The organism is Blautia sp. NSJ-140, assembly GCF_022868965.1.
Lineage (GTDB): Bacteria > Bacillota > Clostridia > Lachnospirales > Lachnospiraceae > Blautia_A.
On record NZ_JALIFS010000016.1, the window covers coordinates 41,795 to 67,543 of the forward strand.

The window sequence follows — 25,749 nt, forward strand, 5'->3', positions numbered from 1 at the left end:
AAACATCAGAGGAGGAAAGTAAAATGGCAAATAAGATTTTTTACCAGGAAGACTGTAATCTCGGATTATTAGATGGTAAGACAATTGCGATTATTGGATACGGAAGCCAGGGACATGCACATGCATTGAACCTTAAAGAGTCCGGATGTAATGTAATCATCGGCCTTTACAAAGGAAGCAAATCCTGGAAAAAAGCTGAGGAGCAGGGCTTTGAGGTATATACAGCTGCTGAAGCAGCTAAGAAAGCAGATATCATCATGATCCTGATCAACGATGAGAAACAGGCTGCACTTTACAAGAACGATATCGAGCCGAACCTTGAGGAAGGCAACATGCTTATGTTCGCTCATGGTTTCAACATTCATTTCGGATGTATCAAACCACCGGCATATGTCGATGTTACAATGATCGCTCCGAAAGGACCTGGACACACAGTAAGAAGCGAGTATCAGGCTGGCAAAGGTGTTCCTTGTCTGATCGCTGTAGAGCAGGATGCTACAGGTAAAGCTCAGGATATCGCACTTGCATATGCACTTGGAATCGGCGGAGCAAGAGCTGGTGTTCTTGAGACAACATTCCGTACAGAGACAGAGACAGACCTCTTCGGTGAGCAGGCTGTACTTTGCGGTGGTGTTTGCGCACTTATGCAGGCTGGTTTCGAGACACTTGTTGAAGCTGGTTATGACCCAAGAAACGCATACTTCGAGTGTATCCATGAGATGAAACTGATCGTTGACCTGATCTATCAGTCAGGATTCGCCGGAATGAGATATTCTATCTCCAATACAGCTGAGTATGGTGATTACATCACAGGACCGAAGATCATCACAGAGGATACAAAGAAAGCAATGAAGAAAGTTCTTTCTGATATCCAGGATGGTACATTCGCAAAAGAGTTCTTACTCGACATGTCCGATGCAGGTGCACAGGTACACTTCAAGGCTATGAGAAAATTAGCTTCTGAGCATCAGTCTGAGAAAGTTGGCGAGGAGATCCGTAAACTCTACAGCTGGAACGGCGAGGATAAGCTTATTAATAACTAAGCAAAATTTATTGCAGGTGCAATAAATTTTGCGCTACTCGAACGAAGCGCAGCGAAGTTTGAGTCAAAAAAGTTACATATGTAATACAGTGGCAGGAAACTTTTTTGAAATCTAAAAATCCCATCTGGTCGTAATGATCAGATGGGATTTTTTTACATTCTTTATCTATCCGGATGCCCTGTTTCATCATCAAAAAACGGCGCGATTAAAGCCGAATCAGCATCTTTCTGTCTGCATACAAACCCGATCTCACGCAGCGGAAAAGAAAATCCTACCGGTACTTCCACCAGAGTTCCTTCTTCCAGCTCTTTTTTTACAAAATCGCGGATCACACAGGCAACCCCAAGACCAATTTCCGCAAACTGGATCAGAAGATCCATAGTTGTTACTTCCAGAATGTGGCTTAATTCCACATGATGTTCTTTCAGCTGAGTGTTCACAGTCTGACGTGTAATATTGTCCTCATCCAGCATCATGAAAGTTGCTGCCTGGATCAGAGGTTCATCAGGATAGAGCTGTTTCTGATTTTCCAGATACTGTTGTGTACAGACAAAGGTATCCTGGATTTTCAAAAGAGGTTGAAAATGATATCCCCGAAGCTTCTGTGGCCGCCCGATGAGTCCCAGATTGATTTTTTCCTCATCCAGAAGCTGCAGAGTCTGATAAGTAGACTGGCAGGAAATTGTGATACGTACATGAGGAAAACGAGCAATATAATTTTTCAGGTGGGAGAGCAGTACATATCTGGTAAGAGTAGAACTGGCACCCAGACGCAGCTTTGGAATGTCCCGGGAACGGTTATGGCGAATAGAATTTTCTCCTTCATCCAGAAGTGAAAGAGCTTCTTTTACTTTTTCAAAAAGAAGCTCACCGTCCGGGGTCAGCGTGACACCCCGGGAACTTCGTTTAAAAAGAACGGTATCCAGATTCTGCTCCAGCTTCTGGATCGCCTTGCTGATAGCAGGCTGACTGATATAAAGGTCCCGGGAACTGTGGGAGATACTGCCGGTACGTGCTACCGTATAAAAAATATGATAAAGAGACAGATTATCCTGCATGCAAAACCTTCCTTTCGAAAAATAGTAAGATAATAAAGGTAATAAAAAATCCGAAGTCATCAGACCTCGGAAACCTTAGCTGTAATAATATCTATGATATTCAATCGGGGCAACAGGATTTGAACCTGCGACCTCACGGCCCCCAGCCGTGCGCGCTACCAAGCTACGCCATACCCCGCAACGCATATAACTATAACATAAACGAATTGTAAATGCAACCATTTTTTGAGGAGAAAGAGTGTGATCCCTTGATACTTGTTACTGTTCACTCCGTTCTCAGTAACACGCTTCGCGATGCACAGAATTTATGCTGATCGCATAAATTCGCGCGGTATGTCTCGGGTTTTCTGTGACCTTCGCTCACAAAAAACACCTCGCGGAACATTACCAGTGAACAGTAACTGATACTTTCATAGGCTTCACACTCTTCACATGGTATGCTCAGGCTGTCTGTATTGTGTTACCCGGGTCAGGTAAAATACCTCTTCCCTGAAGTACAACAACAAGAGTTTCTGTTGTGTCCTGTAAATTCTTGATATCTTTTCGGATATCCCGTTCTGCAAGCTTAACATCCAGTGAAAGGTCGTCTAGGCGTTTTCTGTTGGTATCACATTTCAGATCGATCATTTCAAGTCTGTTTTCTACCCGGTTGAAGCGGGCATCTATTTCATCGAAGCGAACATCCATAGCATCGAGACGAGCGTCGATACCGTCGAAGCGAACATCCATAGCATCGAGACGAGCGTCGATACCGTCGAAACGAACATCCATAGCATCGAGACGAGCGTCGATACCGTCGAAACGAACATCCATAGCATCGAGACGAGCGTCGATACCGTCGAAACGAGCATCCATAGCATCGAGACGAGCGTCGATACCGTCGAGACGAGCATCCACAGCATCCAGTCTGGCGTCGATACCATCTAATCGGTTATTTATATTGCCCAGCTGGACATTGATCGGGTTTATCATACCAGCTAATAATTCCAAATCTTTCTGATCTAACATATGCGCATCCTCCCATAAAAACTGTACCGCATATTTCTCTGTGCGGATATTGTATCATGTTTCGAGTGTGAAGTCTATGAAATTATCAAAGAACAAACTGGACAGGAACAATAAGTTCTTAATCAGTATAATATATGAAAGAGGAAAAAACAAGACATATTTTTATATCTTTAATAATAATAGAAAATGCAGGCGAACTGCCTGAAGAACAAAAAAAGGAGGCCGGGAGTTGTGCAGACTCCCGGCAAAAAAGTATGAAAAAGAAAAAGATTATTTAGCATTTGCATTTGCTATCTACGGTTAATAATATAGTAAAAAAATGTGTGCATTGTGTGAAAGGAAAATGAAGAGAATGTGAAAACTGCCGCTTAATGTTAGATTAAGCGACAGGACCTGAAAAAACCTGTATATAAGGGAATTCGCCATTTTTCTGACCACAAAAGCTGACCACTTATGACCATGAATCTTATACCAAGAAGCCTGATATTTCCCGCAAAATACAGGTCCCTGGGACTATACATCTGACCACTTATCATGACCACTTTTATATATTGATATGTATTTTTCTTTCTCTGATATATAAAAAGTTGCGTAAAACGGCACAAAAAACGACATAATTGGACAGCTATGGCAGTTTCAGATCGCTTGACAAGCATTAAAGCGGATGTTATCATTACATATGGTTCAAAATCTTGGATCAAACAACAGAATAATCCAAAAAAATTACTGTCGCTTAATCTAACATTAAGCGACAGGATAATAATATTGGATAAGTTATATAAATAAACGGAAGGAAGAGAACATGCCGTCCAATACAGGCTACAGCATAACAACCAGAAGACTCCGACTTTGCTGCGGACATCCGGAATGGCTCAGGAAAACCCAGGATTTCTATAATGAAATTGAAAGCTTTTATTATGATCTTCTGCTGGCTCATGAGGAACTGGGAGAACTAGGAAGCCAGAAAACTCTTCGGGCCCTGGAAGTCCTGACCATTATGGGAAGAGATAAGCAGGTTCCACAGAATCCCCTTCCCTGGGAAAAAGTCCCATTGTATTTCAGGCGTGCTGCGATAAACAGTGCCATAGCCGCAGCAAAGAGTCACATATCCAGGCAAAAGTCCATTCCGGGGAGAAAAGCAGAAAAGCTTCATTCGGCAGTTACCTATTATAAAGGAATGTACAGAGATTTTTCCCATAAGGAGATCACACTGAAGGTATGGACAGGAGAACAGTGGAAATGGATGAGATGCAGGCTGTACGGCAGAGAATTTCCCGCAGAAGCAGAGCTGATGTCACCCTCAGTAACATTTGAGAAGAAATATCTCATGCTGCATGTTCCCGTAAAGGAATTTACAGCAGACACTGCAACAGTAAAACAGCGTATCCAGGAAGGACGGAAGATCTGTGCCATCCAGTTTACAAATGGAGATGTTTTTGCTGTGGGGACAGTATGTGACGGCATGGGGAAGGAAACAGATGTGAAATTCTGGGGCGGCGGAAAAGAATATACGCACCGCTGCAATCAGATCAGGAAAAAAATCGAGAAAGCCCGGAAATCTCTCGGCGGGGAAAAACAGCCCGGAGAAAACAGGAAATACTGGATGCATCTGAAGCATCTGTCGGAGCATTATGCCCATGAGATCAGTTCACAGATCATAGGCTTCTGCCTGGAAAAGCAGGTTTCGCTGATCGTCCTTCCAAAATACAAAAAAGAATACACAGACTATGTGATGATCGGATCAGGAAACTGGAGCACTATGCATCTAAGCTCCGGGATCAGGAGCAATCTGCCCTATAAAGCATGGAAAAACGGCATTCTGGTCATTGAAACCTATGCAAAAGGGATATCCGAAACCTGCTCTGTCTGCGGTGCGCCAGTTAAGACAGCAAACCGCAAAACAGATGAATATACCTGTGAGAACGGGCACCGAGGAAGTCGAAGCCTGAACAGTGCCAGAAATCTGAGCCATAAATGTATTCTTCAGTTTGGGAAACAAGTGGTATGACCACTGTTTTATAGAGCGAGAGCACAACTCAGCTTCTGCTACAGGCAGATGCTGACAGGTTGAATACCGCCTGTCGTGTCTCCCTTATCATAAGGAAGAGTCGGCCAAGAATTTCCGCCAGAAGCTCCGGCACAGCCGTGACAGCGGATAAGAGTATTCGAAGTTATGTAAAAAAAGAAAGTATGAAAAAGCAAAGGATAAGGAAAGCAATGAACACAGAATACAGGAAACTGAAAAATCTTTTTCTGCGGCAAAGCTGCCAGGATGCATGGGAAGACTATGCACGAAGCATCCGCAAAGTAAATTTTCCCAGATGGGACTATGTGATCCTGACCTCATCAAATGAAGAACAGGCTAGATCCTTCCGCAGCCAGATCGCAGACAGATTGGAACAGGGCGTACTGCCGGGATGGACAAAATATTTCGTGCTCCCGGATCCGGAAGGCAAAAGAGTAGGCTCCGGCGGAGCAACCCTGAATGTGCTCCGATTTCTTTCGGAGGAAGAAGGACTCCGGGGAGATTTCCATAACAAAAGAATCCTTGTGATCCATTCCGGCGGAGACAGCAAAAGAGTCCCACAGTATTCTGTGTGCGGAAAGCTTTTTTCACCAGTACCAAGGGAACTTCCGGATGGAAGAGGCTCCACACTGTTTGATGAATTTCTCATCAGTATGGCAGGCGTTCCGGCTAGGTTCAAAGAAGGAATGCTGGTACTTTCCGGGGATGTGCTCCTCCTTTTTAATCCTTTACAGATAGATGCCCAGTTCCGCGGAGCTGCGGCGATCTCCATGAAATCTCCGGTAGAAGTGGGAGTCGATCATGGAGTGTTTTTAAACGATGGAAGCGACCATGTAAAAATGTTTCTTCACAAACAGCCGGCAGAAACACTTCGCAGGCTGGGAGCCGTGAATGGACAGGACTGCGTGGATCTTGACACAGGCGCCGTACTTTTGGACGCCGAAATACTGGAAACACTGTTCAGTCTGATCGCAGATGCATCAGGAAAAAAAGCAGATCCGGATAAATACGAAAGCTTTGTAAATGAAAAAGCAAGAGTCAGCTTTTACGGAGATTTTCTGTATCCGCTGGCGGCAGATTCCACCTTTGAACAATATCAGAAAGAAAAACCAGAAGGCGAATTCTGCACAGAGCTTTTTACCTGCAGAGAAAAAATATGGAAGGCATTAAGTCCTTTTCAGATGAAGCTGATCTGTCTTTCTCCTGCAGAATTTATCCATTTCGGAACAACGAGAGAACTGCGTGCTCTGATGACAGAAGAAGTAACCGATTATGAGTTCCTTGACTGGAAAAAACACGTATTCACCAATGACTTGAATTGCCAGGGAGCTTTGCACACAGCACTGATCGGACCGGAAGCTGACATCGAGGAAGGAACCTATATTGAAGACACCTGCCTTGAGGGAAGAACCCACGTCGGAAAGGGCGCTGTAGTATCCGGACTCTCCCTGAAGGATGTACATATACCGGCGAACACAGTATTTCACGGTGTGAAGCTGAAGGACGAGATCACAGAGCTTTGCGGCGGTCAGACAGGACGATGCGTGATCCGTACATATGGAGTCATGGATAATCCGAAGAAAACGCTGGAAGAACTAGGAAGCTTTCTGCGGGGAAACCTGGCAGATTTTCTTTCGGCCAATGGACTGGCGCTGGAAGATATCTGGACCGGCGAAACCCACGCACTCTGGAATGCAAAACTGTATCCGGTCTGCAAAACATTCCAGGAAGCAGCACAGGCAGGAAACCTTCTTGTAAAAATGAGCGAAGGACTTGCTGAACCCCAGCAGATCGAGAGCTGGAAAAAACAGCCGAGACTGAGTCTGGAAGAATCCTTCCGGTATGGAAATACAGAAAATATCCTTTCCTGGAAAAAAGATCTGGAAGCAAGGATCTTGGTGGCAGTTTTTCTGGGAGAACTGAAAAAAGGCGGACATTACATTCCTGCACTTAAGATCTTTGGTGAAAAAGAAATTCAGGAACGACATTACCACCTGCTGATGAAAGAAGCTGAAAAAGCAGATTTTTCACAGAAAATACGGATCCTGTATGCAGTATCACGCTCCATGAAATTCACTAAAAAATGCTTTGACGGAAAAACATACGATGTGTTGGAGCAGGAGTGCTTTTCACAGATCCAGAAAGAGATCGCATCTCAGACACAGCTGACAGGAAACAGCGGCTATACGATCGCAAAAGAACAGGTAAAGGTAAATCTGCCGGTACGTGTGAACTGGGGCGGTGGCTGGTCAGACACACCGCCATACTGCAACGAACACGGCGGAACTGTTCTTAACGCAGCAATCCTGCTGAGAGGCTGTGAACCCATCGAGGTAGAGATTCGGAAGATACCGGAATTACATATTGAGCTGGCAAGTACAGACACAGGTGCTTACGGAACAGCAGAAAGTGCAGAAGAGATCCAGGACTGCCATAATCCATACGATCCTTTTGCCCTGCACAAGGCAGCCATTATCGCCTGCGGGATCCTTCCGCTGGAGGAAAAGGCCGATCTGAAAAAGGTCTTGGAAAAAATGGGCGGCGGATTCTACCTTTCCACCTGCGTCAAAGGCGTTCCCAAAGGATCCGGCCTTGGAACAAGCAGTATTCTTGCAGGAGCCTGCGTTAAAGCTTTTGCAGAGTTTCTTGGGGAGAACTGGGATGACAGCCAGATCTATGATACAGTCCTCAACCTGGAGCAGATCATGAGCACAGGCGGCGGCTGGCAGGATCAGGTTGGCGGCCTGACACTCGGAATCAAATTTATCACATCAAGACCCGGAATCCGGCAGCAGCTGAAGGTAGAAAAGGTAGAAATCTCGGAAAAAACGAAACAGGAGCTTCAGGAACGATTCGCTCTGATCTATACAGGCCAGCGGCGCCTTGCCCGAAACCTTCTCAGAGAAGTCGTAGGAAATTACATCGGCGGCCGAAAAGAATCTCTGGAGGCACTGGATGAGATGCAGAAAGTAGCAGCACTCATGAAATTTGCCCTGGAAAAAGAAGACATCGACGAATTCGCGAACCTTCTCAACCAGCACTGGGAAATCTCCAAAAAGCTGGATGCCGGCTCAACCAACACCTGCATAGACCAGATCTTCAGTGTATGTGAAGACATGATCGACGGAAAATTCATCTCCGGAGCCGGAGGCGGCGGTTTCCTTCAGGTAATACTGAAGAAAGGCATCACACAGGAGATGCTGCATCAGAGGTTGAGAGAGGTGTTCCAGGATTCCGGAGTGGATGTCTGGAACGTGGAGTTTGTGTGAAGATAAGTTTTGAAAAACTTCATTTCTTAATAAGGAATGAAGTAAATTTGGAGGAATATAGCAGATGAAGAAAGAGAGAGCAGGTAAGAAAAATCTTCTGATTTATGCTCATTACTATATTCCAGATACTGCGTCAACGGGGCAGATCCTCCGTGAACTGGCGGAGGGTATGCTGGATAAATTTAACATCACAGTCATTTGTGTAGTGCCCAGTTATTTAGGGACGATTGAAGATAAATATAAAACAAAAAAATATTATGAAGAAGAAATCAACGGCGTAAAAGTACTGCGGATCCGAGTACCGGAATTTAGCAAGACCAATAAGAAGAGTCGTGTAAAGAACATCGTTTCTTATTTCTTTGGAGCAATGGGAGCAACCTTTAAGGTTGGAAAGATGGATTATGTGTTCTCAATTTCTCAGCCTCCTATTCTCGGCGGTCTCCTTGGCGTTTGGGGCAAATGGATGAAACACGCCAAGTACATTTATAATATTCAGGACTTCAATCCGGAGCAGGTGCTAGCCGTTGGCTACACCAAGAGCAAGTTCGTTACGGACGTTATGATGTGGTTTGACAAGTTCAGCTGCAAGAGAAGTGACTTGATCATCACAGTTGGGCGGGATCTGGTCGAGACGGTAGAAGGCAGATTCAAGGGCAAGAAAGTCCCGAAGACTGTCATGATCAATAACTGGATCGATGAAAATGAAATCTATCCGCTGGAAGCAGGCAACGAGAGAGTAGTTGCTTTTAAGAAGAAGTACGGCCTAGATAGCAAGTTTGTCATCATGTACTCCGGCAATATCGGTTTGTACTATGACCTTGAGAACCTGATCAAAGTGGTTGAGAAGTTTGGTGCTGATACCAAGACGGCAGATGGCCGAGAGGTTGTCTTTGCCTTTGTCGGTGCTGGTTCTGTGTTGAAAACACTGGAAGACTATGTGACCGAGCATCATATGGAGAATGTAGTTTTTATCCCATATCAGGACAAGGCAGACTTGATTTACAGTCTGAATGCTGGAGATGTCCACTGGTGTGTGAATGCGAAAGGCATTAAAGGCGTGAGCTGTCCGTCAAAATATTACGGGTTGGCTTCTGCTGCAAAGCCAGTAATTGGAGTGCTGGAATCTGGATCTGAGATTCGCTGCATTATTGAGGACACAAAGGGTGGCCTGTGTTGCGAGCCGGGCGAGTATGACCAGGTGGAAGAAAACATCCGCTGGTTTATTGAGAATGCTGGAAGTGAAAAGCTGAAGGCCATGGGAGCCAGAAGCCGGGAAAACCTTGAAAAAAATCTGACCAGAAATGTAAGTGTACAGAAGTATGCAGAAGAAATTCTGAAGCTGTAAAGGAGGCGAGAGGGAATGAATAGTAACTGGTTCAAGCTGGTTATGAAGATGACGAAAGTTGAATATGGAAAGAACCTCTTGCTGAAAGGCGTACCAATCATCTTCAACAAAGGTGGTGCCAAGCTGAAGATCGGTGAGAACGCCACGATTAAGAGCAGCTTCCTCAGTAATCTGGTTGGACTTTACAGCCGGACAATCATCGTTACCCGTGCACCTGGTGCAGAGATTGAAATCGGAGATAATGTGGGAATTTCAGGTGCTACGATTTACGCCCGCAAGAAGATCACGATTGGTGAGAATACCTGCATTGGTGGTAACTGCAAGATTCTGGATAATGACTTCCATCCTATTGAAACAGAAACCAGAAACAAACTGCTCCGGGATGAAAATGGTGGTGACAGTGATCTGGTGCCAAGCAGAGAAATCAAGATCGGTAAGAACTGTTTCATCGGGTGCAACAGTATAATCCTGAAAGGCACAGTGCTGGGGGATGGCTGCGTTGTCGGTGCCGGTGCTGTGGTATGCGGAAAATTCGAAGATAACTGTGTGATTGCTGGTAATCCGGCGAGAGTTATTAAGAGGTTGGAGGGCAATAGCTGATGAAGAAAATATGTTTTATTGCTCAGTTTCCTCCTCCAATGCATGGCTTATCCAAGGCAGTTGAGACTCTTTATAATTCAAATTTGAATTTTGAGATTGATTCGCAAGGGGAGTTTGAATTTGAAAAGGTGGATATTACCAATAACAAGAACTTTATTAAGAATCTCCTGAAGATAAGCCGTAGCAAGGCTGATTTGTTTTATTTTACAATCAGCCAAACGAAAGGCGGAAATCTTCGGGACTTGGTCATTTTTAAGCTGTTGGAATTGCAGCACAAGAAATGCTTGATTCATCTCCATGGCGGATATTATCGTCAGTTAGTCGATAACGATATGGCTGGCTGGCAACGCAAAGCAAATTATAAGGCTATCAAGAAACTATCTGGTGCGATTGTTCTATCAAACTCTCTGAAGAAGATTTTTGAGGGGATGATTGATGATGACAGGATTTTTGTCGTAGAAAACTGCGTTGATGATCAGTATTTGCTCACAGACCAAGAAATCGAAGAAAAGCTGAAAGCATTAGAAAATGAAAAAGTTCTTCATGTCCTTTGGCTGAGCAACTTTATTAGAAGTAAGGGATATTCATTCGTTCTTGAAATGGCAAAAGCCGAAAAAGAGCGTGTAGACGCTGGTGGAGAGAAAAGATTCCATTTTGATTTTGCAGGCAAGTTCTTTGAAGACAGTGAAAAAGATTACTTTGAAAGCTATATAAAAGAAAACGGGCTGGAAGAGTATGTTACATATTACGGGATTGTAGGTGGCGAACAGAAGAGAGAACTTCTAAAAAAATGCTATATTTTTGCATTGCCGACCAGATATCCCAATGAAGGTCAACCTATTAGTATTCTTGAGGCAATGGGAAATGGAATGTTCATTATTACAACTGATCATGCTGGTATTCCAGATATCGTGGAGGATGGCGTAAATGGAATTGTGATATTTAATGAACAAAATAAGAAAATGATTTATAAAGAAATGCTTTATGTTTCTGTCACTGATTTAAAGGCAATTTGTAATAATAATCGTATAATATGTCAATCACATTTTAGTGAAAAGAACTATTTGGGAAAAATGAAAGAAATATATAATAAATGGTGAAATATTATGAGTGAAAAAGCGGATATTGATTTTGTTATATTATGGGTAGATGATCAGGATCCAATATGGATAGAGGACAAAAATAAATATAAAGGTCAACAAGGAAATCATACTAATAATGAAGTGCGTTATAGAGATTGGCAAAATTTGAAATATTGGTTTAGAGCTGTTGAAAAATATGCACCTTGGGTTAGGAAAATACATTTTGTAACATGTGGTCAGAAACCTGAATGGCTTAATATAAATCATCCTAAATTGAACTTAGTCGACCATAAAGATTATATAGATGAAAAATATTTGCCCACATTTAGTTCACATGTAATTGAGCTTAACTTACATAGGATACCAGATCTGACTGAAAAATTTGTTTATTTTAATGATGATATGTTTTTGAACGATTATGTTAAACCGGAGGATTTTTTTTCCGAAACTACACCTAAAGATTGTGCAGTGCTAAATACTATAAAAATGGACAGACAAGGAATTCCACATATTATTGTTAATAATTTATGTGTGCTTTCGGATTATTTTGATTTTAAACTTCAATTTAAAAAAAATTTAACTAAATGGATTAATCCGAGATATGGGAAATATATGCTAAGAACATTATTCTTATTACCATGGAAAGAATTTGCAGGATTTTATGAATTACATACACCATATTCTTATTTAAAGGAAACATTTAGAGAAGTTTGGGAAAAAGAAGAAAAATATTTGGAAGAGGTGTGTGAACATAAATTCAGAGATGACAAAGATGTAAATCAATGGTTGATGAGATACTGGCAACTTGCGAATGGAAACTTTGTACCGCGTTCTCCCGATTTTGGAAAAATGTATATTATAAATGATGATACGACCTTAATATTAAAGGATATAGAAATGAATAAGCATAAAACTATTTGTATTAACGATTCAAGTAAAATTTCGAATTTTGAAAAAACTAAATCAGAAGTGTTGAGAGCATTTGAAAAAAAATTCCCCCAAAAATCAAATTACGAATTATAAAAAGAGAGAGAATAACATGTGTAAAATAAGTATAGTGACAGTTTGTTATAATGCTGAAAGAACTATAAAGAGTACAATCGAATCAGTTTTGAAGCAAACATATACAGATTATGAATATATTTTAATTGATGGGAAATCCACAGATAATACTTACAAAATAGTATGTTCATATGATAAGAAGTTTAAAAATAGAGGGGTGCAGTACCGTCATATTTCTGAGCAAGATCAAGGAATTTTTGATGCAATGAATAAAGGAATTCAAATGGCTAGAGGAAGATATATCAATTTTATGAATGCGGATGATAAATTTCATGATTCAGAAGTATTAGAAACACTTTTGGCAAATCAAGAATTGGACGATGATGTTATATATGGAAATACAGTTAGAGTTTCTAGAGATGAAAAATGGATGACAAAAGCAGATCCTATTGAATTCATGAAATGGAATATGCCATTTTGCCATCAATCAAGTATTACAAAAACAAGTATTATGAAAACAGAATTTTTTGATTTAGCTTATCGAGTGGCAGATTACAATTTTTTTCTTAGACTTTATTTAAATGGCGGGACTTTTAAATATGTAGATTTGATAATCGCTGATTATAGTATGAATGGTTACTCAAATCAAGAAAAATATAAAACATATTTGGGTACGTTGAAAATAAAGGAAGACTTAGGATTGGTTGATGCAAAATCATTGACACAAAAAATTAAAAATATATATTTCAAATTACTATTATCTGAAAATAGTTGGATTGGAAATATAGTAAGTAGTATAGATGATATTTATCGTAAATATAAAAAACGGGAGATTATTAAATAATGCTTCATAAAAAAACAATACATCTCAACAAAACTACATTAATTTGTTTACTGTTGTATGTGATAGTAATTGTAAGCTGCAGAGGATATAGATTCTATTTACCTCAACAATATCAATATATTCATATGCAGATTTTTGGCTTTTTTTCAGTTGTATCATTGATATATTTTTTTATATTATTTAAACGTATAAAGAAAGTAGATAATTATATAAACAAGTACATGATTATATTAGCGGGAGGTTTTGTGATACCACAATTTTTGTACACACACTCTAGATATAATCAATCATTAAGTGCTTTCTACAGTGCTGCTCAGCATTATTTTTTTCTTATATGGATTATTCCATTGTTTTATTTGCTGTTAAATAGTAATAGCGAAAAGGTATTGGATACGATTGCAAACATAACAGTGATAGGATATATATCATTGATTATTAATGCATTTATGAATAATCATTTTGGATTTATGCTGTTAAAAATAAGCGGAGATGCGCTAGCACAAAAGAATGGATATATACGAATTGTTGATTGTGCGGTTTTTACCCCATTAGTTATAGCATATTTATTTTCTAACAGTGTTGTACATAATAGAAAATTGGATTTTTTTAAGATGTGCATAGTATTATTAGGACAAATATATGTTGAAAAAACAAGAATGGGAACAATTGCGTTGCTGTTCATGTTGATAGCAATGTTACTTTTTTCAAAAAAGAACAAATTTTCTAAAATATTAACATGGATTTTTTTGATTTTAGGAGGGTTTTTTTCTATTGCTGGTGGAATGATCGACCAGATATTATCTAAATTTTCAATTCAAAATAATGGTAATTCAACACTTTATAGATTGAATGAAATTCAATTTTATATGAGCCATTTTATTGAAAACAAATTGCTTGGTATTGGAATTATATCGCCGGAGAAAATTATGAATGAATACGGAATTGCGTATTGGCAGAATCATAATTATGAAGATATAGGAATTATTGGTTTCTTAGGCATTGCTGGAATTGTTGGGATTATTGTTATATATATTATTCCTATTATGAGAATGTTATTTGTTTTACAATCTGTAAAAGGTAAAATTAGTTCGTATTCAGAGTACCTTATGCTTATAGGAATGTTTTGCTATATTATTGTCACAAGTGCAACGCTAATAATTGTAAATTATCAAAGAATGCCTTGTTTTGCTATATGTATTGCATTGTTTGAATATATATATGTTTCATGCAATAAATTAGAAATGAAAGGGATACATAAATGTTATTAATAATAACGGGATGTATAAAAGTAAATGATAATACGCCATATGTTGCAGTAAGAGATGATCGCTTGCGCTTAGATGATTATATATCAACAATTAAATGGGCAATAGAGTCAGAAGTTTTTGATAAAATTGTTTTTTGCGATAATAGTGGATATGTATATGATGATAAAGAAATTCAAGATCTCGCAAAAATAAGGTTTAAAAAATTTGAATGGTTATGTTTTCAGGCTAGCCCTGATTTAGTGAATACATATGGCAAAGGATATGGTGAAGGAGAAATTATTAAATATGTTTTGAATAATAGTAAAATAATATCTGACAGTGATTACTTTTTTTGTAAAATAACAGGAAGACTAAGAATCTCAAATATAGAAAACTTGTTGCGAAAAGATAGAAATTGTTTTATGAAAAAGCATTATTCAAAAGAAATTGATACGAGATTTTATTGTATATCTATAGATACTTATAAAAAGTATATGCTCAATGTATATAAAAATACATATGATTCTCAAGGAAAGTACTTAGAGCATGTATTTTATGAAGCACTAAAGAAATATAAAATCAAATATAAAATGTTTATGGAAAGACCTTTGTTTTTGGGTATTTCGGGAAGTACAGGAAGAAAGTATGAAGACATTAGAAAAAAACATGAAATTATTATAGATTTTTTATGTAAAACTAATATATATAACAATGAGATTTTATGGAATATAATAGCAAGCTGTAAAAATAAGAGGGTGACTGATAAGTGAAACAAACAAGTTTGAAAAGTAATTTTCTATTTAATTTGATCTATCAGATTCTTGCAGTTATAACACCTATATTCACGACACCTTATATTTCTCGTGTTTTGTCAGCTGATGGAATCGGAAAATATAGTTATGCTTTATCTATTGTGACATACTTTGGAATATTTGGATGCCTTGGAACTGCAACATATGGACAATTAGAAATTGCCAGAAATAGAGATAATAAGAAATTGTTGCATAAAACTGTGAGTGAAATATTTTTTGGGCGTTTAGTTACATTAATGATAAGTTTATTAATTTACTTTGTTGTTATTTTAAAAGCATCAAAACAATATAAACTGTTGTATAGTGTGTTAAGTCTCTATATATTAGGTCAAATGAATGATGTGTCTTTTATTTTACAGGGACTTGAATGGTTCAAAATGCTTGCAATGAGAAACATTATAATAAAAGTATTAAACATAGTATTGATTTTTGCTTTGGTAAGAGAACATAATGATTTATATATATATGCAATAATAATTCATGGCATAACCTTGATTGGTAATTTTTCTTTGTGGCCTCAAGTAATTAAATATATTAAGCCTAAAAGCTTTAAAAATATGAATATTATACAGCATTGGAAGAAAAGTATGATATATTTTATTCCTACGGTTGCAACTATGGTGTATACGGTTTTGGATAAAAGTATGATAGGATGGATTACAGGATCGGAATTTCAGAACGGATATTATGAGCAGGCATATAAAATTGAACAGATATTATTGGTTTTTGTAACAACTGTTGGAACTGTTACATTTCCTAGAATGGCATATTTTTTTGAAAATGATAATAAGGAAGAACGTAAACGTATAATGGGAATTACAATGAAATTTATTATGTTGATTGCATGTCCGATATGTTTTGGTACTATGGCAATTTCAGAGAATTTAATTCCTGTTTTTCTAGGTAAAGGTTATGAAGAATGTATACTCTTATTAAGGATTTTTAGTTTTTTAATTATAATTATTGGATTAGACAATACGATAGGTAAACAATGTTTGATTTCAGCAGGTAAACAGAAAGAGTATAATATTGGAGTTATTGGAGGAGCAATTGTAAACTTTGTGACAAATATTTTACTCATTCCTAAATTAGGAGCATGTGGAGCAGCGATTGCTTCGGTTTTTGCTGAAAGTGTTATTTTAGTAGCGTTTATTATATATAGTAAAGTTGAGTTGAAAATTCCTAAGCTTTCGATGTGCTTTTTCAAATACTTTATTTCAGCTATGTGTATGTCTATAATGGTTTGGAGAATAGGAATATTAATTTCAAATAAAATGGTAGCTTTAAGTGTACAAATATTTGTTGGAATTATTTTGTATGGGCTCTTTCTCTTGCTTATGAAAGATGAGTTCGTAATGGAGAGTATAAGAAGAGTCAAATTAAAAATATGATAAGCAGTGTAAGCTGTTATGTGATGTTATTAAGTAAACGCAAAATAGCGAGTACCTCATTACACCATCCAGCAGAGACAGATGTGATTTTGGAGCTGGGTTTTATATGGGGACAGAACCATTGCAGCCATTGACTTTGATTTGCGATTATGATGAATCGGTATTCTATATAGTTTCAATAGATGAAAATGAGTTAAAAAAAATTGAAATACCAGCAGATATCGAATGGGCCATGTTGATTGCTTATCACAGGGGAAAACTGGAAGAAATAGCAGGGACAGAATTATATGCTAAGTATGCGGTGACACAGAAAGCATGTGATGCAATCCGGATTGAAAGGAAAATTCCGCTTCTTTGGATGGAAAGACAGGCGTTAAAGAAAGTAAGTGGCCGAAATCGAAAACAAGGTATTTCCTTGGCTAATCGGAAGAGTACTTATTGGAAGAGTTTGCAGATGAATGCCCGGAAGTAAAGAAAGATGGTATACAGTATGATAAGGAAGTTATGTATTGGGCGGGATATGTGTATCGATACTGGCATTATGTAACAGGTGAATCAAGCAGAGAGATTTATCGTCAGGCTCCGGCAAAAACCATGAATGTAAATTACCTGATGTTTCACACGATGGATCCGGAGATGGCGGTGGAGGATCTTAAGGAAATCTACAGGCAAAAAAGTGGTGTGTAAAATATGGGTGCATCGCAGATCGAGCAATATAAAAAAATTGATGCACTGCTGATAAAAAATCAAAAAGCTGACAGAAGTACGAACCTGTGTCATTGTAAAAGCAGGTTTTATTCTGTCAGCTTTTTTATGTAAGTATAATTCGAGTGGCAGAGAATGCTCTGTGAAATTATACCAGTTTATTTAATTTTTCAATAATTTTTGTAAGTTCTTCTCTGGAATACCCTCCGAAGCTTACCAGTGCACGTAATGGCATGGAGTCAGTCATGGCTTCTGTCATTTCTTCGGTGACAGCTTCGGAAGCGGCTTCAGAAGAGGACTCTTCACCAACGTTCATGGCTGAGATATATTTTGCTGTCAGTTCTTTTGCTGTTTCGCTTGTTTTCGGGTTGCGGAACAGTTCGCCCAGGGTAGTGTTCATATGAACATGCATCGGAAGCTCCTGACTGCTGTTCAGATGGATCCTGCTTTCAAGATGGATATCTCTGGAAGAAGTACCGACAAGGAGCTTATATTCGCCGCTGGCTGCGAACCAGTCATGAAGTTCTGTATTGTACCATGCGAAGCTTCTCTTGTTCAGTTCCATGGTTACTGTTTTGGTTTCGCCTGGGTTCAGAAAAACCTTTTCGAAGCCTTTGAGCTCTTTTTCCGGACGGATCGCGGAATGGGTACAGTCTTTGACGTAGAGCTGTACGACTTCTTTTCCTGCCACGTTTCCTGTATTTGTTATATCAACCGAAATGGTGATCGTGTCTTTGTCTGTAGGATTTTCATTGGAGATCTTCAGGTTGCTGCAGGCAAAGGTAGTGTAGGAGAGTCCATAGCCAAACGGATATGCTACAGCCATTTCTTTTGTATCGTAGTAGCGATAGCCTACGAATACCCCTTCACGGTATTCAACCTTTTCACCACCGCCGAAGTTCAGGTAAGATGGATTGTCGGAGAGCTTGAGCGGCATTGTCTCGGCAAGCTTGCCGCTTGGATTTACTTTTCCGTAAAGGATGTTTGCGACAGCGGCACCGCCTGCCTGACCGCCGAGGTATGCTTCCAGAAGTCCTTTTACATCATTGAGCCATGGCATCTCCACGGGGGAACCGTTGTGGAGGACGATCACGGTATTCGGCTGTACTTTAAGGATCTCAGCAATGAGACGGTTCTGGCATTTAGGGAGCCTCATGTGGGAACGGTCGTATCCTTCAGATTCAAAGCTGTCCGGAAGTCCGGCGAAGATCACAACCTTGTCAGCGGCGGCAGCAGTTTTGATCGCTTCAGCTGCAAGTGCGTCATCGTAGAGATCTTTGTCTGCAGGAAAACCTTCTGCATAAGTAACCTGTGCATCGGAAGGAACGGAATCCAGTGCATTTGTGATCTTGAAGCAGTTGATATGAGAGCTTCCGCCGCCTTGGAAACGAGGCTTCTTTGCAAAACCACCGATGAAAGCAACTTTCTCAGATGCTTTCAGAGGGAGAATTTGCATATCGTTTTTCAGAAGAACCATAGATTCTTCCGCAATGTGGCGTGCTTCTTCATGGTCTTTTTCCATAGTGAAGTCCTGCGGTGCACGGTTGTCTGTATATTCAAAAATTATGCGTAAAATACGTTCAACAGCCTCGTCAAGAATGTCTTCCTTGAGGGAACCGCCTTTTACGGCCTGTACGATAAGGGAATCGTTGACTCCATTGGAGGAGGGCATTTCCAGATCAAGTCCTGCCTCAAGGCCTTTAACGCGGTCATTGACCGCGCCCCAGTCAGACATCACATAGCCCTTGAAGCCCCAGTCGCTGCGGAGAACATCTGTGAGAAGCCATTTATTCTCAGATGCGAAAGTGCCGTTGATCTGGTTGTAGGAGCACATGAAGGTGTATGGCTGAGCTTTTTTTACTGCAGTTTCGAATGCAGGGAAATAGATTTCACGTAAAGTGCGATCATCAGCCTCGGAAGAGTTGCTCATGCGGTGATATTCCTGGTTGTTTGCTGCAAAGTGCTTGATAGAGGTTCCTACATGTTGGGACTGTATTCCGTTTATAAAAGCGGCTGCGATCTCACCTGCAAGATATGGATCCTCGGAATAATATTCGAAGTTTCTTCCGCAGAGAGGAGAACGTTTGATGTTTACGGCCGGTCCGAGAACTATGGATACATCGTTGGCCTGAGCTTCTTTTCCGATAGTTTTGCCCATTTCTTCCATCAGCTTGCGGTCAAAGGAGCAGGCACTTAAAGCAGCCGGCGGGAAACAGACGGCTTTGATGCTGTCATTCATTCCAAGATGATCGCCCTTGTCATCTTGCTTACGAAGTCCGTGAGGGCCGTCGCTGACCATTACTTCCGGGATTCCTAAGCGCTCCACATGTTTCAGATGCCAGAAATCAAGACCTGAGCACATGCCGGCTTTTTCTTCCAGTGTCATCTGGCTTACGATTTTTTTCAGATCACGTTTCATTAAAAATACCTCCGAAATGTTTTTCTTACTATGAACTATAGCATGTTTTGCTGGTAAAATATAACAAAAATTTGTTAAAAATAAAAAAATATTGCAGTTTGGCCGAATCAAGTAAGTCCCCTGCTTCAATTGCGAATATCCGCATGACCTTCACATTTTCCAGGAATATAAAAACGATATGCAGGTCGATTGACAGAGCGGCGAGAGATATCTATTTCTGGTTTTTTATATAATCATAATCTTGTTTTGCACGGTGCATCGTTAAAATTTTGTACGGTGCATCGTTAAAATTTCGTTGACAAATCTTCCATAACGTGTTAACCTAATACCAGTTTCAAAAAGAAAATGCGTAGATGAGGAATAGTACACAAGGGAACGGAACACAGAGAGCTGCTGGCCGGTGAGAAGCAGCGGAAGGGATTTGTGGAACTCGCCTCGGAGCATCTGCCTGAAATCTTTATGTATTATATAAGAGAGTAGACGCAGACGGTGTCCGCCGTTATCCGGAGAGGATATAAGGATGTATATACATTCCGTATCTGTCAAGTGTGTGAATTTTTATTCATGAAATAAGAGTGGTACCGCGTAGGGCAGCAGTTGTCTTTCGTCTCTTGCAGAATCTGCAGAGTCGGAAGATTTTTTTATGTCTTTATATCAAAAAACAGAAAAGAAAGTGGAGGAAAACAAAATGATGACACCATCCAAGTACAAACGTCAGTATTACATGCCGCCGGTGAAATGTATGAAATGGGCGGAGAAAGAATATGTGGATAAGGCCCCGATCTGGTGCTCTGTAGACCTTCGTGACGGAAATCAGGCACTTGTGATCCCGATGAGTCTGGAGCAGAAAGTGGAATTTTTCAAGCTTCTTGTAAAAATCGGTTTTAAAGAGATCGAGGTTGGATTTCCTGCTGCTTCTGAGACAGAGTATGAGTTTCTCCGTACGCTGATCGAGCAGGATCTGATCCCGAAGGATGTAACGATCCAGGTGCTGACTCAGGCAAGAGAGCATATCATCCGTAAGACCTTTGAAGCTGTTAAAGGCGCCCCAAAAGCAATCGTTCATGTATACAACTCCACATCCGTATCTCAAAGAGAGCAGGTATTCAGAAAATCAAAAGAGGAGATCCTGAAGATTGCAGTAGATGGCGCTGCACTTCTGAAAAAACTGGCTGATGAGACAGAGGGCAATTTCCAGTTTGAGTACAGCCCGGAGAGCTTTACGGGAACAGAGCCTGAGTATGCGCTGGAGGTGTGCAATGCGGTTCTGGATGTATGGCAGCCCACTGCAGATAACAAAGCGATCATTAACCTGCCTGTTACTGTTGAGCATTCTATGCCGCATGTGTATGCAAGCCAGGTGGAATACATGTGTAATAATCTGAAATACCGTGAAAACGTGATTGTTTCTCTTCATCCGCACAATGACCGTGGATGTGGTGTTGCAGATTCTGAGATGGGTCTTCTTGCGGGTGCTGACCGAATTGAGGGAACTTTGTTCGGAAATGGTGAGCGTACCGGCAATGTGGATATTGTAACACTTGGTATGAATATGTATTCCCAGGGTGTGGATCCGAAGATCGATTTCTCTGATATGCCGCATATCTGTGAGGTTTATGAGAAATGTACCGGAATGCAGATCTATGAAAGAAGTCCGTACAGTGGAGCTCTTGTATTTGCTGCATTTTCCGGATCTCATCAGGATGCCATCGCAAAGGGTATGCACTGGAGAGAGAATGGAGATCTGGAGCACTGGACTGTTCCGTATCTGCCGATCGATCCGACAGATGTGGGAAGAAATTACGACGCAGATGTTATCCGTATCAACAGCCAGTCCGGAAAGGGTGGCGTAGGCTATATACTGGAGACAAAGTTTGGACTGAACCTTCCTCCGAAAATGCGAGAGGCTATGGGCTATGCAGCCAAAGCAGTGTCCGATCACAAGCACAAAGAGCTTCATCCGGACGAGATCTTCAGTCTGTTCAAATCTACCTTCGAAAATGTGGTTGAACCATACAGCATCAGTGATGTTCATTTCCAGCAGAAAGAAGATGGCATCGTAACACGGGTTACTTCTACATTCCGTGGAAAAACCATCGTTACAGAGGCTTCCGGAAATGGTCGTCTGGATGCGGTAAACAATGCACTGAAGAAAGCTTACGAACTGAAATACACACTGGAGACTTATCAGGAGCATGCTCTGGAGCAGAGCTCTTCCTCCAAGGCTATCGCTTATGTGGGAATCCGCAAACCAGATGGAACGCTTGCCTGGGGAGCAGGTGTTGATCAGGATATCATCCGTGCCTCCATTGATGCACTGGTAACTGCGATCAACAATCGATAAGCATCCGGTTCAGAACAGGCTTACAAAAAATGAGAAGCTGCCATAAAACGCAGCTTCTTTTTTTGCCGTGCAGATGCTATAATAGTGCGGAATGTGAAAATAACAGAGAGTAAGAGGGATATTATGAAAAATAAGAAAAAAAACAGGAGCTCGTACAGTCTGTCTGCAGAGCTGAAAAACGCTCTGAAATATCTGCTGATATGGGGAATGATCCTGATCTTTTCCGCATATCTGCTAAGTGATTCGGAGATTCTCGGAAATGTAAAGCAGCAGGCAAGACCGGATACCTGGTCGATGATCGGTGTGGGAGGATGCTTTGAAGAGGAGTTTACCTGCAAAACGAACCGTCTGTCAGGTGTGGAGCTTTTTCTTTCCACAGAGAGTGCATCGGTTGCTGGAACGTTTCAGGTAACGCTGTATCAGAATGACAGGGAGATCCAGAGCTGGCAGGCCAGCAGACTGACCATATCGTCGGGGGATACCACGTATTTCAGGCTTGACCAGAAGCTTACGGAATGTAGGGGGCAGAAATTTCGAATCGTTTTAGATGGCGCAAAAGGGGATACCGGAGTGGCTGCAGGGCTGGTGAGCCAGAAGGATGATACACAGACACTTGCCTATCGTATTATTTCCAGTCCATTTCCAAAATCACTGGTGTTTCTGGTGGTTGGGGCGGCGGCAGCTGTGATGCTGGTGATCTTTGCATTTCTGAAACGCAGACAGCTCCGGGCAGAAGTGGTGTTTGCCGTTGTTTATATTTTTATGAGTATCTGTACGCTGGCGGCGGTTCCGGCCTTTAATTCGCCGGATGAGTACAGTCATTATCTGAGAAGCTATGAGGTTTCCAGAGGATATCTGACGTCGGAAGGCAACGGAGGAAACGACTTATTCTCATATGGAAGGACGTTTAACAGTGGCCTGGTTCCGGAATTTACCTCCAAGGATCATGTATCATTATGGCATATCGGAGAGAATGCAGATCAGCGTATCGACCGGGAAAAAACACAGTTTTACGGATTTGGAAATACAGCCTTGTATGCACCTACTTCGTATCTTCCCCAGGCAGTGGGGATCCGCATTGCAGATCTGTTTACAGATCGGCCGATGGTCCTTGCCTATGCGGGAAGGATCGCCAATATGCTTATGTTTGGACTGTTCTTTTTCTTTGCCATTCGTCTGACGCCTGTTGGGAAAAATTTCCTCGTACTTCTGGGGCTGGTACCTGTGAATATCCAGTCAGCAAATTCCATGTCAGCAGATGCCCTGGCCCTGGCTCTGACGGTTGCTCTGGCTGCCTTTGTATTGGCCATGCGATATAAACAAAAAGAAGTTATGTGTGTAAGACAGCTGATATGGATGTACGTACTGACCGGATTTCTGTGTCTTTGCAAAGTGGTTTACATGCCGTTTTGCCTGCTCCTGTTCCTGATTCCGAAAGAACGGTTTAGAAGCAGGAAAAATTACTGGTTCCACGTAGTCTGCGCAGGAACCGTGATCCTGATCTTAAGCTTCGGCTGGCTGGCCATTGCGTCCCGATATCTCTGTGAGTCACAGCCGGGTGTGGATACAGCTGCACAGCTTGTGGGGATTCTGAAGGATCCGGCTGCCTTTGTCCTGACTTTTGTGCGGAGCCTGGACAGCTTTGGTGTGACCTATCTTACAGAAATGATAGGAAGTAATCTTGGATGGCTGAACATTCCTGTCTGTGCCCTGCTGGCAATGGGATATCTTCTGATCCTGGTCCTTCAGGTTTCCGGGAATGATGATATGTCGGGAATCCGTCTGGATCTTCCGGCAAAGGGTATTCTGGGAGGAGTTAGTCTCCTGGTATTTGCGCTGATCTTTGTCACGTTATACGGACAGTGGACAGCCTATGGCTACGATAAGATCCTGGGCGTTCAGGGACGGTATTTTCTGCCGCTTCTTTTTTCGCTGATCCTTGCGCTGAAGCCCAAACGATTTGCCGAAGGAGCCGGGGAAACACCATGGGGGCTGTTTCTGGGAGCCTGGAGTATCGATCTGTGCGTTTATGCGACACTTTTCGTGCAGGCATTGTGCCGTTTTGCATAAGGTGTCGGATCTGGTCGAGCAAAAATCCTTGACTGGATGAAAACAAAATATTATAATCAAATCCGTAAATAACAGAAGAAAAAACTGTTCTGAAAAAGGATAAACAGGCAGATAGAAGTACGATTTCCGGAAAGTGGGTGTACAACATTGGACGGAGATGGAGACGCTATCTGTCTTTTTTTCTGAAATGAAATATGGTATGAGTGTGGATAACTCTGAGATTTTATGTGGATTTAATGTGGAATACATGTGGATAAAGTGTGGATAAAACACAAATACCGCCGTTGAAGCGTTAAATACGGGAAAAAGCTTGACATATTCAATATTATTAAATATAATTTTCCCATACATTACAAAAATGTTACAAACATGTAAAGGAAATCGTAATGATCCGTAAATATCCGGGAAGCGATGATAATGGGGGTTGTGATATCGCATCGGAGGATTATGGGCTGTTACAGAAAATGAAACGCAAGGAATGAGATTATGAAAGTTGAGAAAGATTTACGTGAGGCTGACGGAGTGCAGGATGAACGTAGAAATGGAAAAACCGGAGGAAATTCCGCGCGCAGTTTTGCAGTGCTGACATTATGTGCAGTTTTGGCGATGGTTATTTCTCTGGGGACAAGGACATTTGCAGAAAGTGAAGGAGGCAGGGTTTATGCAGCTTCAGATGGAGGAGAGGGCTCTTCCTATGAAGAGGTTGCTGTTCCTACCGGGATCGCAGGTGTGGTTTCAGGAGTTACGGATACGCCATTATCCGGAAGCACGGTTACAAGGATCGGAAGCTCCTGTGAGCAGGTGATCGTAGGCCAGAGAGTACAGAGAGTGACCAATACTGCTGCAGATCTTAATGTAAGCTCCTCTATGGAAAACAAAGTAAATGAGCTTGATGCAAGATCGATCACACTGGCAGAAAATCCCACACTGATGTCAGATGAGGACTATGATACACTTCTGAGGATCGTGGAGGCAGAAGCAGGAAGTGAAGATATCAAGGGCCGTGTTCTGGTGGCCAATGTCATCATGAACCGTGTAAAAAGCGAAGATTTTCCGAATACGGTGACAGAGGTTGTCTGGGATAACAGTGACGGCGTTCCGCAGTTTTCACCGACCTATGATGGCAGGATCAATGAAGTTGCAGTTTCTGATGAAACAAGGGAAGCGGTCAAGCAGGCGCTGAAGGGTGCTGATTATTCTGAAGGTGCACTGTTCTTTATCCAGAAATCCGCAGCAGAGGAACACAATGTGAAATGGTTTGAAAAGGACCTGAAGAGGCTCTTTAAATATGGGGTCCATGAATTTTATACATATAAATAGGAAGAACTGATGCAGTACAGAAGGAACCAACCGCCGGCAGAAACAGACCGGCGGTTTCTTTATGTCCGAAAGCTGTGAATATCTGTCTGATCACAGGGTGGGATTGGGCAAGACAGATTCTTTTTTAAAAGTGGTGGCATTTTCCATAATTCCATGCTATAATG

At 41.2% G+C, this 25,749-nt stretch carries 19 protein-coding genes, 1 tRNA gene and 1 other annotated feature; of the genes, 16 read left to right on the forward strand and 4 right to left on the reverse strand.

Annotation, left to right across the window (positions count from 1 at the left end; genetic code table 11):
• Positions 1-23 precede the first annotated feature (23 nt).
• Positions 24-1,043 (forward strand): ketol-acid reductoisomerase, encoded by a 1,020-nt coding sequence (gene ilvC / locus MUB50_RS15505; protein WP_118515940.1) that lies wholly within the window; start codon positions 24-26, stop codon positions 1,041-1,043.
• Positions 1,044-1,204: 161 nt separating this feature from the next.
• Here the strand turns inward: ilvC and MUB50_RS15510 are convergent, their stop codons facing one another.
• The 3 genes from MUB50_RS15510 to MUB50_RS15520 form a co-directional block, all read right to left on the reverse strand.
• Complete coding sequence (locus tag MUB50_RS15510; protein ID WP_244791599.1) at positions 1,205-2,101, reverse strand: LysR family transcriptional regulator; 897 nt, start codon at positions 2,099-2,101, stop codon at positions 1,205-1,207.
• Positions 2,102-2,205: 104 nt separating this feature from the next.
• A tRNA-Pro gene (locus MUB50_RS15515) sits at positions 2,206-2,279 on the reverse strand.
• Between the two features lie 263 nt (positions 2,280-2,542).
• Positions 2,543-3,109, reverse strand: coding sequence for a hypothetical protein (locus MUB50_RS15520; RefSeq protein WP_244791601.1), 567 nt, complete (start codon positions 3,107-3,109; stop codon positions 2,543-2,545).
• Between the two features lie 802 nt (positions 3,110-3,911).
• Here MUB50_RS15520 and MUB50_RS15525 point away from each other — a divergent pair.
• The 12 genes from MUB50_RS15525 (at position 3,912) to MUB50_RS15580 (ending at position 17,414) form a co-directional block, all read left to right on the forward strand.
• Entirely contained in the window at positions 3,912-5,117 is a 1,206-nt protein-coding gene (locus MUB50_RS15525; protein ID WP_244791603.1) for a transposase, read from the forward strand.
• A 209-nt stretch (positions 5,118-5,326) separates the two neighbouring features.
• Positions 5,327-8,404 (forward strand): fucose pyrophosphorylase domain-containing protein, encoded by a 3,078-nt coding sequence (locus MUB50_RS15530; protein WP_244791605.1) that lies wholly within the window; start codon positions 5,327-5,329, stop codon positions 8,402-8,404.
• Positions 8,405-8,468: 64 nt separating this feature from the next.
• Positions 8,469-9,749, forward strand: a complete 1,281-nt coding sequence (locus tag MUB50_RS15535; protein ID WP_227574330.1) for a glycosyltransferase family 4 protein — start codon at positions 8,469-8,471, stop codon at positions 9,747-9,749.
• A 15-nt stretch (positions 9,750-9,764) separates the two neighbouring features.
• Positions 9,765-10,349 (forward strand): acyltransferase, encoded by a 585-nt coding sequence (locus tag MUB50_RS15540; protein ID WP_118369098.1) that lies wholly within the window; start codon positions 9,765-9,767, stop codon positions 10,347-10,349.
• Entirely contained in the window at positions 10,349-11,449 is a 1,101-nt protein-coding gene (locus MUB50_RS15545) for a glycosyltransferase family 4 protein (RefSeq protein WP_118369096.1), read from the forward strand. The genes MUB50_RS15540 and MUB50_RS15545 overlap by 1 nt, the downstream gene beginning before the upstream one ends.
• Positions 11,450-11,455: 6 nt before the next feature.
• Complete coding sequence (locus MUB50_RS15550; RefSeq protein ID WP_118369094.1) at positions 11,456-12,454, forward strand: Stealth CR1 domain-containing protein; 999 nt, start codon at positions 11,456-11,458, stop codon at positions 12,452-12,454.
• Between the two features lie 16 nt (positions 12,455-12,470).
• Complete coding sequence (locus tag MUB50_RS15555; RefSeq protein ID WP_118369092.1) at positions 12,471-13,277, forward strand: glycosyltransferase family 2 protein; 807 nt, start codon at positions 12,471-12,473, stop codon at positions 13,275-13,277.
• A complete protein-coding gene (locus MUB50_RS15560; RefSeq protein ID WP_227574331.1) occupies positions 13,277-14,545 on the forward strand; it encodes an O-antigen ligase family protein in 1,269 nt (422 codons plus the stop codon). The genes MUB50_RS15555 and MUB50_RS15560 overlap by 1 nt, the downstream gene beginning before the upstream one ends.
• The gene (locus MUB50_RS15565) at positions 14,536-15,294 is read left to right on the forward strand and encodes a hypothetical protein (RefSeq protein WP_118369088.1); all 759 of its coding nucleotides are present in this window, start codon (positions 14,536-14,538) and stop codon (positions 15,292-15,294) included. Before MUB50_RS15560 ends, MUB50_RS15565 begins: the two co-directional genes overlap by 10 nt.
• The gene (locus MUB50_RS15570) at positions 15,291-16,727 is read left to right on the forward strand and encodes an oligosaccharide flippase family protein (RefSeq protein WP_227574332.1); all 1,437 of its coding nucleotides are present in this window, start codon (positions 15,291-15,293) and stop codon (positions 16,725-16,727) included. The genes MUB50_RS15565 and MUB50_RS15570 overlap by 4 nt, the downstream gene beginning before the upstream one ends.
• Before the next feature lie 106 nt (positions 16,728-16,833).
• Positions 16,834-17,199, forward strand: coding sequence for a hypothetical protein (locus MUB50_RS15575; protein ID WP_227574333.1), 366 nt, complete (start codon positions 16,834-16,836; stop codon positions 17,197-17,199).
• The gene (locus tag MUB50_RS15580) at positions 17,166-17,414 is read left to right on the forward strand and encodes a hypothetical protein (RefSeq protein WP_227574334.1); all 249 of its coding nucleotides are present in this window, start codon (positions 17,166-17,168) and stop codon (positions 17,412-17,414) included. The genes MUB50_RS15575 and MUB50_RS15580 overlap by 34 nt, the downstream gene beginning before the upstream one ends.
• Positions 17,415-17,580: 166 nt before the next feature.
• Here MUB50_RS15580 and MUB50_RS15585 read toward each other — a convergent pair whose 3' ends face one another.
• Positions 17,581-19,851: a glycoside hydrolase family 3 C-terminal domain-containing protein gene (locus tag MUB50_RS15585; protein WP_244791607.1), complete on the reverse strand. Its 2,271-nt coding sequence runs from the start codon at positions 19,849-19,851 to the stop codon at positions 17,581-17,583.
• A 341-nt stretch (positions 19,852-20,192) separates the two neighbouring features.
• Positions 20,193-20,466: a binding site (T-box leader), on the forward strand.
• A 73-nt stretch (positions 20,467-20,539) separates the two neighbouring features.
• Between MUB50_RS15585 and MUB50_RS15590 the strand changes: the two genes are divergently transcribed.
• The 3 genes from MUB50_RS15590 (at position 20,540) to MUB50_RS15600 (ending at position 25,585) form a co-directional block, all read left to right on the forward strand.
• Positions 20,540-22,195, forward strand: coding sequence for a 2-isopropylmalate synthase (locus MUB50_RS15590; RefSeq protein ID WP_182466255.1), 1,656 nt, complete (start codon positions 20,540-20,542; stop codon positions 22,193-22,195).
• 123 nt (positions 22,196-22,318) lie between these two features.
• Positions 22,319-24,265 (forward strand): DUF2142 domain-containing protein, encoded by a 1,947-nt coding sequence (locus MUB50_RS15595; protein WP_244791609.1) that lies wholly within the window; start codon positions 22,319-22,321, stop codon positions 24,263-24,265.
• A gap of 486 nt (positions 24,266-24,751) precedes the next feature.
• Complete coding sequence (locus MUB50_RS15600) at positions 24,752-25,585, forward strand: cell wall hydrolase (RefSeq protein ID WP_118515945.1); 834 nt, start codon at positions 24,752-24,754, stop codon at positions 25,583-25,585.
• Positions 25,586-25,749: the final 164 nt, after the last annotated feature.

Bases quoted from the DNA above. Each gene is read 5' to 3' on its own strand.
- ilvC (WP_118515940.1), top strand. From the start codon at position 24: ATGGCAAATAAGATTTTTTACCAGGAAGACTGTAATCTCGGATTATTA.
- MUB50_RS15510 (WP_244791599.1), bottom strand. From the start codon at position 2,101: ATGCAGGATAATCTGTCTCTTTATCATATTTTTTATACGGTAGCACGT.
- MUB50_RS15520 (WP_244791601.1), bottom strand. From the start codon at position 3,109: ATGTTAGATCAGAAAGATTTGGAATTATTAGCTGGTATGATAAACCCG.
- MUB50_RS15525 (WP_244791603.1), top strand. From the start codon at position 3,912: ATGCCGTCCAATACAGGCTACAGCATAACAACCAGAAGACTCCGACTT.
- MUB50_RS15530 (WP_244791605.1), top strand. From the start codon at position 5,327: ATGAACACAGAATACAGGAAACTGAAAAATCTTTTTCTGCGGCAAAGC.
- MUB50_RS15535 (WP_227574330.1), top strand. From the start codon at position 8,469: ATGAAGAAAGAGAGAGCAGGTAAGAAAAATCTTCTGATTTATGCTCAT.
- MUB50_RS15540 (WP_118369098.1), top strand. From the start codon at position 9,765: ATGAATAGTAACTGGTTCAAGCTGGTTATGAAGATGACGAAAGTTGAA.
- MUB50_RS15545 (WP_118369096.1), top strand. From the start codon at position 10,349: ATGAAGAAAATATGTTTTATTGCTCAGTTTCCTCCTCCAATGCATGGC.
- MUB50_RS15550 (WP_118369094.1), top strand. From the start codon at position 11,456: ATGAGTGAAAAAGCGGATATTGATTTTGTTATATTATGGGTAGATGAT.
- MUB50_RS15555 (WP_118369092.1), top strand. From the start codon at position 12,471: ATGTGTAAAATAAGTATAGTGACAGTTTGTTATAATGCTGAAAGAACT.
- MUB50_RS15560 (WP_227574331.1), top strand. From the start codon at position 13,277: ATGCTTCATAAAAAAACAATACATCTCAACAAAACTACATTAATTTGT.
- MUB50_RS15565 (WP_118369088.1), top strand. From the start codon at position 14,536: ATGTTATTAATAATAACGGGATGTATAAAAGTAAATGATAATACGCCA.
- MUB50_RS15575 (WP_227574333.1), top strand. From the start codon at position 16,834: ATGGGGACAGAACCATTGCAGCCATTGACTTTGATTTGCGATTATGAT.
- MUB50_RS15585 (WP_244791607.1), bottom strand. From the start codon at position 19,851: ATGAAACGTGATCTGAAAAAAATCGTAAGCCAGATGACACTGGAAGAA.
- MUB50_RS15590 (WP_182466255.1), top strand. From the start codon at position 20,540: ATGATGACACCATCCAAGTACAAACGTCAGTATTACATGCCGCCGGTG.
- MUB50_RS15595 (WP_244791609.1), top strand. From the start codon at position 22,319: ATGAAAAATAAGAAAAAAAACAGGAGCTCGTACAGTCTGTCTGCAGAG.
- MUB50_RS15600 (WP_118515945.1), top strand. From the start codon at position 24,752: ATGAAAGTTGAGAAAGATTTACGTGAGGCTGACGGAGTGCAGGATGAA.